The sequence below is a fragment of the Paramagnetospirillum caucaseum genome, from assembly GCF_000342045.1.
Taxonomy (GTDB): Bacteria; Pseudomonadota; Alphaproteobacteria; order Rhodospirillales; family Magnetospirillaceae; genus Phaeospirillum; species Phaeospirillum caucaseum.
Window position 1 is genome coordinate 33252 of sequence record NZ_AONQ01000037.1, and the last position, 12863, is coordinate 46114.

A 12863-nucleotide genomic window follows, 5' to 3' on the forward strand; every position below is an offset into this window, starting at 1 on the left:
ATGTGCGGCATCGCGGCCATCCTTGCCGGGTCGTCGGCCTCAGTTCCGGTGGACGGGGGCGAGCTGCTGCGCATGCGCGAGCGCATGATTGCGCGCGGCCCCGACGGGGCGGGGTTGTGGCTGTCGCCCCATGGGCTTGTGGGCCTGGCCCATCGCCGCCTGGCCATCCTGGATCTGTCCGAGGCCGGTGCCCAGCCGATGGCCTCGGAATGCGGGCGTTTCCGTCTGGTGTTCAACGGCGAGATCTACAATCACCGGGAGCTGCGGGCGGGCCTGGAGGCCGAGGGCGCGCGCTTTCGTTCGCACAGCGACACCGAGGTGATCCTGGCGCTTTATGCCCGCCGGGGCCGCGCCATGCTGGATTCCCTGCGCGGCATGTTCGCCATCGCTCTGTGGGACGAGGAAAAGCAGGGCCTGCTGCTGGCGCGGGACCATTTCGGCATCAAGCCGCTCTATGTGGCCGATGACGGCAGGACGTTGCGGGCCGCCTCGCAGGTCAAGGCGCTGCTGGCCGGCGGGGGCATCGGCACCGCGCCCGATCCGGCGGGGCATGCCGGTTTCTTCCTGTGGGGGCATGTGCCCGAGCCCCATACCCTCTATCGCGCCATTCGTCCGCTGCCGGCGGGGTCGTGGCTGTGGGCCGGGGCTGATGGACGCCGCGACGAGGGGCGGTTCTTCGATTTCCGCCGGGAACTGGCCGACGCAAGGGCTGGGCAAGGCGACCTGCGCGCCGCCCTGGCCGAGAGCGTGCGCCTGCATCTGGAGGCCGACGTGCCGGTGGGCGTGTTCCTGTCGGCGGGCCTGGATTCCACCACCCTGGCCGCCCTGGCCCGCGAGGCCGCACCGCTGGCGCCGCGCACCGTGACTCTGGGCTTCGCCGAGTTCGAGGGCTCGGCGCGGGACGAGGTGCCGCTGGCCGAGCTGGTGGCCGCCCATTACGGCACCGATCACCAGACCCACCGGGTGACCGGGGCCGAGTTCGCCGCCTGCCGCGACCGGATTCTCGAGGACATGGACCAGCCCTCGGTGGACGGGGTCAACACCTGGTTCGTGGCCCGCGCCGCCGCCCGCGCCGGCTTGAAGGTGGCGCTGTCCGGCCTGGGCGGCGACGAGCTGTTCGCCGGCTACAATGATTTCACCGCCATCCCCAAGCTGGTGCGGACCTTCCGGCCCTTCCAGGCCTTGCCCGGATTGGGCCGTCTGCTGCGCCAGGCCGCCCGGCCCTGGATCGGCCGCGTCACCTCGCCCAAGGCGGCGGGACTGGCCGAGTATGGCGGCCAGTGGGCGGGGGCCTATCTGCTGCGGCGCGGGCTGGTGATGCCCTGGGAGCTGGATAAAGTGCTCGATCCCGACATGGCGCGGGCCGGACTGGACGCGCTGGCGCCGCTCACTGCCCTTGGAGCGGCCAGCGATGGCATCGGTTCGGACCGGCTCAAGATCACGGCGCTGGAAACCGCCTTCTACATGCGCAACCAGCTATTACGCGATTCCGACTGGGCGGGCATGGCCCATTCCCTGGAGATCCGCACGCCTTTGGTGGATATCGGCCTGTTCCGCGCCGTCCTGCCGCTGATCATGGGCGCCGACCCGCCGGGCAAGCGCCAGATGGCCTGTTCCGCCCGCCCGCCCTTGCCCGCCCCGGTGATGGAGCGGGCCAAGACCGGCTTCTTCGTGCCGGTGGCTCAATGGCTGGGCGAGAAGGATCTGCGCGGCTGGGCCGGGCGGGTCTACCGGGCCTTTGGCCAACCATAGAAATCTATTGCGCCGTTTCCCGCCCCGGAGGTAGCGTGCCGGGCCTTGATTTTCCTGGAAAGAAGAGACCGACCGTGGACGCAGCCGCCTTTCTCGACAACCAATTCGCCGAGCACCTGGATGCCGCCGCCGCCGCGCGCGCCGTGCTGGGGCCTGATTTCGCCCGCCTGTGCGATTCCTGCGTCGGCTCGCTCCGGGCCGGCGGCAAGATCATGCTGTTCGGCAATGGCGGCTCCGCCGCCGATGCCCAGCATCTGGCCGCCGAGTTGGTGATCCGCTACCGCTACAACCGCAAGGCCATCGCCGCCATCGCGCTGTCCACCGACACCTCGACGCTGACCGCCTGCGCCAACGACTTCTCCTACGAGGAGATCTTCTCGCGCCAGATCGAGGCGCTGCTCCGGCCCGGCGACGTGGCCTTGGGCATCACCACCTCGGGCCAGAGCCCCAACGTCATCAAGGCCCTGGAAGTGGCCCGCGAGATGGGCGGCATCGCCGCCGGCTTCGCCGGGCGCGACGGCGGCAAGATGAAGGGTCTGGCCGATCCTCTGCTGATCGTGCCGTCCAACGTCACCGCCCGCATCCAGGAAATGCACATCCTGCTGGGCCATGCCCTGTGCGATGTCATCGAGCGGACCCTGACCCCGCAATGAGCGCGCTCGACCAATCCGACATGGGCTTTCTCGTCGAGCTGGCCGACCGGGCCGGGGCCGAGATCATGGAGATCTATGCCGGCGACATCGCCGTGGCGGAAAAGGAAGACCGCTCGGTGGTGACCAAGGCCGACACCGCCGCCGAGGCGGTGATCCTGGCGGGCCTCGCCCAGCGCTTCGCCGCCATTCCCGTGGTGGCCGAGGAATCGGTGGCCGCCGGCAAGATCCCCGAGGTGGCCGACCGCTTCTTCCTGGTCGATCCCCTGGACGGCACCCGCGAGTTCATCTCGCGCAATGGCGAGTTCACCGTCAACATCGCCCTGGTGGAGAACGGCGTGCCGGTGGCCGGGGTGGTCACCCTGCCGGCGCTGGGCATCGCCTATTGGACGTCGGGCGACGGCACGGCCTGGCGCCGCGACAAGGACGGCACGCGGGCCGTTTCCTGCCGCGCCGTGCCGCCGGAGGGCGCCTCGGTGGTGGCCAGCCGCTCGCACCGCGATGCCGAGACCGATGCCTTCATCGCCACCATCAAGGTCAAGGAACTGGTCTCGGCGGGATCGTCCCTGAAGTTCTGCCGCGTCGCCGAGGGTTCCGCCGACGTCTATCCTCGCTTCGGCCGCACCATGGAATGGGACGTGGCCGCCGGCCATGCCGTCCTGGCCGCCGCCGGGGGAAGCGTGACCGGAGCGGACGGCTCGCCCTTCCGCTATGGCAAGCCGGGCTGGGACAACCGCGCCTTCATCGCCCGGGGGCGGGGTTAGCCCCCGTTTCCCAGCGCCATGGCCGGACGCTCCGTCCTCATCCTCACCCAGCCGCCCTTCGAGGGCGGGGTGCCGGCCAAGACCCGCATCCTCTGCCGCCATCTGCGTGCCCTGGGCCATGAGGTGAGGGTGGCGTGGTACGCCACCTTCGCCCATGACCCGGACCTCAATGTTCCGTCCTGGCGGTTGGGGCGCGGATGGCCGGCAAGCCGGGCGCAGACCTGCTTCGGCGATTTTCCCGGCATCGCGGTGGGGGCGTTCCTGCCCGAGCTGGAAGCGCCTTATTACATTCCCAATGGCGAGTGGCGGCGGCTGATCGCCGCCCATGACCGCCACATCGCCGTGGGCGGCCCGCCGCTGGTTGGGAACCTGCTGGCGACCACGGGAACACCGGGGCTGCTGTGGTGCGCCAGCGACCTCGAGTCCGACCGCAAGGACCGGGTGGCGGCCATGGGCCTGGGCCGCCGTCTGGTGCATGATCTGGTCACCAGGCCCTGGGTGCGGGCGCAGCAATCCAGGGTGCTCGGCACCTTGGGGCGGGTGATGGGGGTCAGTTCCTACACCATCGGGCAGTTGCAAGCCCATGGCTGCCCGGCGGAGCGGCTGCGCCGCCTGCCCATTCCCGTGGACACTTCGGTCTTCGTCCCCCCCGCCGTCCCGCTGCCCTCGGGTGTGCTGGGCTTCGCCGCCCGCTTTGAGGACCCGCGCAAGAATCTTCCCCTGGCGCTGGAGAGTCTGGCGTGTCTGCGCCGTGACGGCGCCGACCTGCGTCTGCGCCTGGCCGGGGCGCGGCCTTCGGACTCCACCCTGGCCAGGGTGCGGGATCTGGGCCTCGAGGGGGCGGTGGAGTTCGTGGGCGAGTTGGGGCTCGATCAATTGCCGGCCTTCTACGCCGGCCTCGACCTGTTCGTGCTGCCCTCCCATCAGGAGGGCCTGTGCATCGCCGGGCTGGAGGCCATGGCCTGTGGCGTGCCGGTCATCTCCACCCGCTGCGGCGGACCGGAGGATTACGTGCGCGACGGCGAGACGGGATACTTGTGCGACGGCACGCCCCCCTCCATGGCCGCCGCCATCTCCCGCGCTCTGCCCGAGCGGCGGAGGTTGGGCGAGGGGGCACGGCTTGTGGCGGAAAGCGAATTCTCGCACACCGCCTTCGCCGCCGGGCTGGCCGAATCCTGGCGCGCCGTGTGGGGGGACCTGCCATGAGGATCGTGCTGGTGGGCGAGGCCAACGAGGGCTCGCGCACGCCGCAGCGGCTGCGGGCGCTGCGCGACCTGGGCCACGAGGTGACCATGGTGGCGACCACGCCGCCCGGCTGGCGCTACGAGACCAAACCGGGATTGCTGGAGCGGCTGCGCTATCGCCTGCGTCTGCCCGCCGATGCCGCCGGCGCCAATCAGGCCCTGCTGACTGCTGCCCAGGGGGCCGAATTGGTGATCCTCGACAATGCCCGTTCCATCCGCCCGGCCACGCTCCGCACCGTGCGCGAACGGGCGCCCGGAATCCGGCTGGTATGGTATTCCGAGGACGATTCCATGAATCCCATCCATCGCACCCGCTGGATGGAAGGCGCCATGGCGCTGTTCGACCTGTGGGTCACCACCAAGTCGTTCAACGCCGATCCGGGCGAAGTGCCGTCGCTGGGCGTGCGCCGGGTTCTGGTGGTGGACAATTCCTATTGCCCCCATGCCCATGCCCCCATCGATCCGGACGGGCGCTTCGCCGCCCAGGTCTCCTTCGTCGGCACCCATGAGGCGCCACGCGCCGCCGATCTGCTGGCCCTGGCCGAGGCGGGCATTCCGGTGCGGGTGTGGGGCAATGGCTGGGGCGGGCTGGCCGGGCGATCCCCCAATCTGCGTGTGGAGAACGCCCCGGTCTACGGCGACGATTACCGCCGGGTGGTGTGCTCGTCTTCCATCAACCTGTGCTTCCTGCGCAAGGGCAACCGCGACCGCCAGACCTGCCGCTCCCTGGAGATTCCCGCCATGGGCGGCTTCATGGCTCACGAGGACAGCGCCGAGGTGGCCCGCCTGCTGGCGCCCGACCGGGAAGCCGCCTATTTCGCCGATACGGCGGAATTGATCGGCCAATGCCGCCGCTGGTTGGCCGATGACCAGGGCCGCCGGGCCGTGGCCGAGGCCGGTCGGCTCCGGGTCGAGGCCGATGGCCATTCCCATGCCCGGCGGTGGGCTCAGATCCTGGAAGAAGTCATACCGGCGAGCCACTGATGTGCCTCGCCTTATCGCCCTCAGTCGCCGGGCGCTCGCGCTCGGGCTTTCGCGGCATAAGCCGCGGCGGGCCTTGCCCTTGCCTTCTCACCGTCGAACTGAGAATTCAGTTCGACGGTTCGGCGGTATCACCTGCTCGAACACCTCTTCCAGCAAGGCGGCCTGCCCGTCCCAGCCATAGGCGGCAAGGCGTTCACCATCGGCGGGCACGGGGGCCTGGCGCCTGTCCCAGGCCTGGGACAGGGCGCGGGCCAGATCCTCGGGCGTGGCGCAGCCGGTGAAATCCCCCGTCACCTGCCGGGCGATGGAATCGGCCTCCGGCCCGTCGGGCGGCAGGCAGAGGATGGGCCTGCCCACGCATAACAGCTCGATCAGCTTGGAATGGAAGCGGTCATGATCGCCGATGCAGCAATAGAGATTGGCGAAGGAGGGCCGCTGCAGCGCCACCAGCTCGTCCTGGGGAAGCTGTCCCCGGATGTCCACGGCGCAGGGCAGGGAACGGGCCGCTTCCGCCACCTGCCGATGATCGGTTCCGGCATAGGTGAAGATGGTGCCGGGCCGCACCGCGCCCGCGATACCCGCCATCACCGCCGACAGGGTGGCGGGGGAATAGGTGCTGCCCGAAAGCGTCAGGCGGTCTTCCGCCGCGCCATGGGCGGGTTGGTCCAAGAGAGCCTGGGACACGCCGCTGTAGATCACCGTTCCGGGACAGGAAAAGCGCGGCCTCACATGGTCGAGATAGGAGCGCGCCAGGGCGGTCAGCCGGGCGGCATCGTTGAACCGCCAGGCGAGATAGGCGCGCAACGGCGCCGGGATGAAGACATCCCACTTGTCCTTGACGTCCATGACCCAGGGACAGCCCGCCCGCCGGGCCAGGGAGCGGGCGATGATCCAGGCATCGGTATTGCCGAAGGTGCCCCACACCGCCTGGGGCCGGAAGTGTCCGGCCAGCACCGGCAGCAATGGCGCCACCCCCAGGCTCCAGTCGGGAAACACTCCACCGCGCGCGAGGTAAAGACCGGCGATGACCAGGGCGCGCAAGGGCCGGGGCAATCGTCCCTGGCGCAGCGCGTCCAGCAGAGGCACTCGCCGGGCTCGCGTGGAAACCATCAAGGGCCGGGTCCAGTCATGCTCCGCCAGACGCGCGACCAGGGTGGCGGGCTCGTCCCCTTCTCTCCCGGCTATGGCTTCGGTCAGCAGCACCACGTGGTGGCCGCGCCGGGCCAGGGCATGGGCGAATTCCCGCAGGCGGGCGGCGCCCACCAGGGGGGAATCGGGATGCAGGTGATTGACCAGCGCCAGCCTCACGGCAGAACTCCCGGCACAGACGGCTCGGCATTGATCCGGCCCAGGAAATGGCGGCGCCAGCCCTCGATCATCAAGGGCCGCCACAGCATCCAGGCCAGATGGCCCTCGCCGGAACGCAGGCGCTTCACCGCGCTTTTCCACCAGCCGACGTTCCAACACCCGGCGGCGGCGAAGGACGGGTCCTCGATCACCCGTTCGGCCTCCTCGGCCAGGCCTTGGGTGAACCACAACTCCTGGGGCGGCAGGAAGCCCTGCTTGTTCCAGCGGCTGCGCACCGGCTCGGGCAGGATGCCCTTCATGGCTTCGCGCAGCAGCCTTTTGGTCTGGGCATCGCCCATCAGCAGGCGGGGATCCAGGGACAGGGCGAATTCGGCGATGCGGTGGTCGCAGAACGGCAACCGCACCTCGCGCGAATGGGCCATGGAATTGCGGTCGCCATAGCGCAGCAGCACCGGCAGATGGGTGGCAAAGGAATCGCGGGCCAGTTCGGCGGACAATGGCGGCCAGTTTTCGGGCACCGGCGGCTCGGCATTGGCAAGCGCCACCTGGGCGGCCAGATCGGCGGTCAGGCCGAACAGCAGGTCGCTGCCGCGTCCGCTGACCCTGGCCAGCCAGTGGCGCAGGCGCGGCGGCAAGGCCTTGGACAGGGCCTGCCTGGGATTGTCGAGCGCGCCGGGATAGCGGGCGCGGATGGCCCGCTCCTCATCCGCCCTTTCCGTCTCGGGCCGACCGGCGAGATAGCGGGCGAAGTACTGCTCGTAGCCGCCCAGGATCTCGTCGGCGCCCTGGCCGTCCAGCAGCACGGTGACGCCCATCTCCTTGGCAAGACGGAAGACGCAGTACTGGGCGTACTGGCTGGCGCTGCCCACCGGCAACTCGTTGGCCCACAGGAAATCCGGAAGGTCGGCCAGCAAGCCGGCGGCGCCCGGCTCCACCTGATGCACAATGGCGCCCGCCGCCAGGGCGGTGTGGCGGGCAACCTCCCACTCATCGGCCTTGGTGCCGGGAAAGCGCCCGGTGAAGACGTGATAGGGCACGCCGTCTCCCAGCAGGCGCCGGGCCAGCATGATGATGGAGCCGGAATCCAGTCCGCCCGACAGGCACGATCCCACGGCAACGTCCGAGCGCAGGCGCAGGCGGACCGAATCGGTGAGCAGATCGCGGAAGCGTTCCGCCGCCTCGTCAATGCCGAGACCGGCGAGACCCTGATCTCGCCTCAGGGTCCAGTAGCGGTCTATGCGGTGCTCCAGGCTGTCCAGGTCGAGGATCAGCCTTTCGCCCGGCAGCAATTGGGAGATGGCTGGAAAGACCGTGGCGCGCTGGTCGTCCAGGCCGGTGGCCGGGCGATGGGCGAAACGCAGCAGCGGCAGCAGCTCGAAATCCCGGCTGACCTCGGACAGCGCCAGCAGCGCCTTATATTCCGAGGCGAAGGCGAACAGGCCGGGACGCGCGGCGAACAGGAAGGGCTTCTCGCCGAAGCGGTCGCGCGCGCAGACCAGCCGGTTGCGGGGCTGATCCAGGATGGCCAGGGCGAACATGCCGTTGAAGCGGGCAAAGCAATCTGTCCCCCAGCGGCCATAGGCGGCCAGGATCACCTCGGTATCGCTCTGGGTGGCGAAGGTCTCGCCCAGTTCCGCCAGTTCCGTCCGCAATTCGACGAAATTGTAGATCTCGCCATTGAACACGGTGACCAGATCATCGCGCGCCATGGGCTGGTGCCCGGCCATGGAGGTGTCGAGAATGGACAGCCGCCGGTGGCCGAGTGCCGCCTTGCCGTCGCCCGAGCGCCACAGACCCTGGTCGTCGGGGCCGCGATGGGCCAGTTTCCGGGTCATGGCCTCGACGGCCTGGGGATTGACCGGCCTCTTGGCGATGATCCCCGCGATACCGCACATGTCGTGCTTTCCCCCTGGTGACGGTTCGATGTACCCCAGCCGGGGCAGGGGCGCAAGCGGTCCCCATTTGCCCTTGGTCCCCGGATCGGGTAAGGGTTCCCCATGAAGCACGCCAGACCCTCCTCACCCCGCCATATCGCCGTCGATCTGCTGTCCATGGTGCTCGACAAGGGCCGCCTGCTGGACGACGTGCTGGACGATTCCCGCCTTAAGGACCTGGACGAGCGCGACCGGGGCTTCGTGCGCATGCTGCTGGGCACCACGCTCAGGCGCCTGGGCCAGATCGATGCCCTGATCGCCCATTGCGTGGACAAGCCCATGCGCGCCGGCGCCGCCTGGGCCGAGCACGCGCTGCGGCTGGGCATCTGCCAGCTCATGTTTCTGGATGTGCCGCCGCATGCCGCCATCTCCACCAGTGTGGATCTGGTCAAGGGCGGCTCGCAGGCCGGTTTCGCCAAGCTCTTGAACGCCGTGCTGCGCCGCCTCGACCGCGACGGCCGCGAGATGGTGGCGGCCCAGGATGCCGGCCTGCTCAATACGCCGGAATGGCTGTGGCGCTCGTGGGGCAGAGCCTATGGAGAGGATGTGGCGCGGGCCATCGCCAGCGCCCATCTGGCCGAGGCGCCGATGGACATCACGGTCGCAGCCGATCCCCAGGGCTGGGCCGAACGCCTCGAGGCCGAGATCCTGCCCACCGGCAGCTTGCGCCGTTCAGGCGGCGGCGCGGTGGCCGGGCTGCCCGGCTTCGACGAGGGAAAATGGTGGGTGCAAGATGCCGCCGCCGCCTTGCCTGCCCTCCTGCTGGGTGATGTGAAGGGCAAGGCCGTTGCCGATCTGTGCGCCGCGCCCGGCGGCAAGGCGCTGCAACTGGCCGCCGCCGGAGCCGATCTCACCGCGCTGGACCGTTCGGCCAAGCGGCTGGTGCGCTTCACCGATAATCTGCGCCGTCTGGGTCTGACCGCGAACGTTGTTGAGGCGGATGCCGGGGCCTGGGTTCCTCCGCAGCCCTTCGATGCCATCCTGCTCGATGCTCCGTGCTCGGCCACCGGCACGCTGCGGCGCCACCCCGACGTGGCGCGGCACAAGAACCCGGCCGAGGTGATGAAACTGGCGGGGGTGCAGGCCCGCCTGCTGCGGGCTGCGGTAGGCATGCTGAAGCCCGGTGGATTGCTGGTCTATTGCACCTGCTCGCTGGAGCCCGAGGAGGGGCCGGAGCAGATCGCCGCCCTGCTGGCCGAAGGCGCCCCGCTGGAACGCCTGCCCATCGTTGCCGAAGAGGTGGGGGGCTTGTCCGAACTGATCACGCCCGAGGGCGATCTGCGCACCCTGCCCTGCCATCTGGGGGACAGGGGCGGCATGGACGCCTTCTTTGCCGCGCGGTTGCGGAAAGTCTGACCCCCCGATGCGCATCCTGTTCCTCACCGAGAACTATCCCCCCGAAACCAACGCCGCCGCGACAAGGGTGTCCGAGCGCGCCGCCTATTGGCTGAGGGACGGCCATGAGGTGACGGTGCTGACCTGCGCCCCCAACTTTCCCGGTGGCAAGCTGTTCGACGGCTGGGAGAACCGCTGGCGGCAGGTGTCGGACATGGGCGGCGTGCGGGTGGTCCGGGTCAAGACCTACATCGCCCCCAACGAGGGCTTCGCCAAACGCATCGCCGATTTCGTGACCTTCATGGTTATGGCGGTGATCATGGGGCTGTTCGAGAAGAAGCCGGACGTGGTCGTCTCCACCAGCCCGCAATTCTTCGCCGCCGTCGGCGGCTGGATGCTGGCGGGTCTGCGCGGCGTGCCCTTCGTGTTCGAACTGGGCGATCTGTGGCCGCGCTCCATCACCGCCGTGGGCGCCATGAAGGACAGCCTGGCGATCCGCTGGCTGGAAAAGCTGGAACTGTTCCTCTATCGCCGTTCCGCCGCCGTGGTGGCGCTGACGCGGGCCTTCAAGGCCGATCTCGCGGCGCGCGGCATCCCGCCGGAAAAGATCGCCGTGGTGATCAACGGCGTCGATCTGCCGCGTTATGCGCCGCGCCCCCGCGACGAGGCGCTGGAAGCCGAATGGGGCCTCAAGGACAAGTTCGTCATCGGTTATGTGGGCACCCACGGCATGGCCCATGGCCTGATCAACGTTCTGGATGCCGCCGAGCGCCTGCGGGGTGACGAGCGCATCCGCTTCCTGCTGGTGGGCAACGGCGCCGAGCGCCAGATGCTCAAGGACGAAGCGGCCCGGCGCGGGCTGGTCAACGTGGTGTTCGGCCCGCCCCAGCCCAAGGAGCGCATGCCCGCCGTGTGGTCGCTGTGCGACGTGGCGCTGATCCATCTCAAGGATTCGCCCGCCTTCGCCGAGGTGATCCCGTCCAAGATGTTCGAGGCCATGGGCATGGGGCTGCCCTTGCTGCTGGTGGCGCCCCGTGGCGAGGCCTCGCACATCGTCGAGGCCGACAAGGCGGGGCTGTTCGTCCCCGCCGCCGATTCCCAGGGTCTGGCGGATGCGGCACGGCGTCTGGAGAGCGATGTCGGTTTCCGCAGGCAGCTGGCCGCCGACAGTCTGGCCGCCGCCTCCAGCCATACCCGCGAGCGTCAGGCCGAGCTGTTCATTCAGGCCCTGACCCTGGTGGTCAAGGGCGAGGGGCCGCTCAAGGCGGGGAGTGTCGAGGGGTGATGCGGGGCGCCGCCCCGGTCCCCGCCTGGAGGCTCTCGCCTCCAGACCTCCTCCTGATTTATCGATAGAATCAAAAGGGTCTGGGGCATGCCCCAGATGGGTGCGGGCGATAGCCCGTTCGCGAAGCGATTATTACTTCACCCTGCGCCGCCACAGCGCCTCGGCGGCTTCGGCGACTTTGTCCACCTCCAGGTCGAGCATCATGCAGGCTTTGCTGCGATGGTCGAAATCAGGGGCGTGGCAGATGTCCTCGAAGCTGCGCGGCCCCCGGACCGTTGCCGTCCGTTCGCCGCACGGGCCGTAGAACACTTCCGACGACGGGCCGAACAGCCCCAGGGTCGGGACACCGGCGGCGGCGGCCATGTGCATCAGCCCGGAATCATTGCCGATATAAAGGGTGGCGCGCTCCAGGCAGGCGGCGGCGGTGGCCAGCCCGCAGGTGCCCAGCAGGTCGATGCGCTGCTCTTGTGGAATCGACTGGATCAGGGGCAGAACGGATTCCCGCTCGCCCGCCGCGCCGAACAGCGCCACCGAGGCACCCTCGAGAATTCCACCGGGGCCGATCAGCCGCCGCACCAAATCGGCGAAGCGTTCCGCCGGCCATTGCTTGGCGCCCCAATTGGCGGTGGGGCCCAGGGCCAGGATGGGCCGTCCTTCGGGCAGCAGGCGGGCAGCCTCGCCCCGCCGCTCGGGCGTGGTCCACAGGACGGGAATCTGGGCGGGAATGCCCAGGACCGAGGCGATGTGGATGGTGCGGTGCTTGGGCTCCCACGAGGATTTCAGCACCCGGCGGCGCAGCGTGGGCACCACCCAGGCCAGGGCCGAGCCGCGCAGATCCACCACCATGTGCCACCATGTGCCGCTTGTGGCCCGCCACAGGTCCAGCCAATGACCGGCCCGCTTGCGCTTGACCATGGGGATCACCCGCTCGACCCGCGGCGCCCCTTCGAACAGCGGCGCCGTCGCCTGCCCGCAGGCCACCGTGAAGCTGGCCTGGGGATAGGTGCGGGCCAGCCAGTCGAGCAAGCCGGAGGACAGGACGGCGTCGCCGATGCGGCTGGCGGTGATGAACAGGATGCGCAAGGCTATTCCGTCCTTACAGCCGCCAGATGCGGAGGGTATCCGGGATGTCCATGGCGCGCCACATGCCCTTGACGTCGGCGACCAATCCGCCGGGGCGGAGCAGGGTTTCGAAGCTTTCGGCGGAAAAGCCGAGATAGGGCGCATGGGGCACGGCGCCGATCAGGCAATCATAGCCGCCGGCCCCGTCGAGCGACGGCATCAGGGTCTCGGAATATTCGCCCATGGCCTCTGCGGGATCGGCGAAGGGATCGTGGACATCGACCTGGTGGCCCAGGCGGCGCAGTTCGGCGATGACGTCCACCACCTTGGAGTTGCGCAGGTCAGGCACGTTCTCCTTGAAGGTCAGGCCCAGCACCAGCACCTTGGAGGCCGGGGCCAGACCCGCCGCGATCCGTCCGGCGATCCACGGACCCATCTGGTCGTTGATCCGGCGTCCGGCCAGGATGATCTCCGGATGGTGGCCCCTGTCCTGGGCGCAGCGCGCCAGATAGAACGGGTCCACCCCGATGCAGTGGCCGCCCACC

11 protein-coding genes are annotated in these 12863 nt (G+C 69.3%); 7 read left to right on the forward strand and 4 right to left on the reverse strand.

Features of this window, described 5'->3' with window-relative positions:
- From asnB (H261_RS13870) to H261_RS13890, 5 genes are all read left to right on the forward strand, one after another.
- Positions 1-1752: an asparagine synthase (glutamine-hydrolyzing) gene (asnB, locus tag H261_RS13870; RefSeq protein ID WP_008618626.1), complete on the forward strand. Its 1752-nt coding sequence runs from the start codon at positions 1-3 to the stop codon at positions 1750-1752.
- A 74-nt stretch (positions 1753-1826) separates the two neighbouring features.
- Positions 1827-2405 carry a D-sedoheptulose 7-phosphate isomerase gene (locus H261_RS13875; RefSeq protein WP_008618627.1) on the forward strand — a complete coding sequence of 193 codons (579 nt, stop codon included), beginning with the start codon at positions 1827-1829 and terminating at the stop codon, positions 2403-2405.
- The gene (gene cysQ / locus H261_RS13880) at positions 2402-3166 is read left to right on the forward strand and encodes a 3'(2'),5'-bisphosphate nucleotidase CysQ (RefSeq protein WP_008618628.1); all 765 of its coding nucleotides are present in this window, start codon (positions 2402-2404) and stop codon (positions 3164-3166) included. Before H261_RS13875 ends, cysQ begins: the two co-directional genes overlap by 4 nt.
- Before the next feature lie 18 nt (positions 3167-3184).
- Entirely contained in the window at positions 3185-4372 is a 1188-nt protein-coding gene (locus H261_RS23420; RefSeq protein ID WP_008618629.1) for a glycosyltransferase, read from the forward strand.
- Positions 4369-5394: a CgeB family protein gene (locus H261_RS13890; RefSeq protein ID WP_008618631.1), complete on the forward strand. Its 1026-nt coding sequence runs from the start codon at positions 4369-4371 to the stop codon at positions 5392-5394. Before H261_RS23420 ends, H261_RS13890 begins: the two co-directional genes overlap by 4 nt.
- A gap of 87 nt (positions 5395-5481) precedes the next feature.
- On the opposite strand, the gene H261_RS13895 is transcribed toward H261_RS13890, so the two are convergent.
- Positions 5482-6702 (reverse strand): glycosyltransferase family protein, encoded by a 1221-nt coding sequence (locus tag H261_RS13895; RefSeq protein WP_008618636.1) that lies wholly within the window; start codon positions 6700-6702, stop codon positions 5482-5484.
- Positions 6699-8597 (reverse strand): asparagine synthase (glutamine-hydrolyzing), encoded by a 1899-nt coding sequence (asnB, locus tag H261_RS13900; RefSeq protein ID WP_008618638.1) that lies wholly within the window; start codon positions 8595-8597, stop codon positions 6699-6701. The genes H261_RS13895 and asnB (H261_RS13900) overlap by 4 nt, the downstream gene beginning before the upstream one ends.
- A gap of 102 nt (positions 8598-8699) precedes the next feature.
- Here asnB (H261_RS13900) and H261_RS13905 point away from each other — a divergent pair, with 102 nt between their 5' ends.
- Positions 8700-9992, forward strand: a complete 1293-nt coding sequence (locus H261_RS13905; RefSeq protein WP_008618641.1) for an RsmB/NOP family class I SAM-dependent RNA methyltransferase — start codon at positions 8700-8702, stop codon at positions 9990-9992.
- 7 nt (positions 9993-9999) lie between these two features.
- Complete coding sequence (locus H261_RS13910) at positions 10000-11256, forward strand: glycosyltransferase family 4 protein (RefSeq protein WP_008618644.1); 1257 nt, start codon at positions 10000-10002, stop codon at positions 11254-11256.
- A gap of 132 nt (positions 11257-11388) precedes the next feature.
- On the opposite strand, the gene H261_RS13915 is transcribed toward H261_RS13910, so the two are convergent.
- Positions 11389-12339, reverse strand: a complete 951-nt coding sequence (locus tag H261_RS13915) for a glycosyltransferase family 9 protein (protein ID WP_008618646.1) — start codon at positions 12337-12339, stop codon at positions 11389-11391.
- Positions 12340-12352: 13 nt separating this feature from the next.
- Positions 12353-12863, reverse strand: a 511-nt coding sequence (locus tag H261_RS13920; RefSeq protein ID WP_040476505.1) for a UDP binding domain-containing protein, incomplete at its 5' end; no start/stop codon positions are given.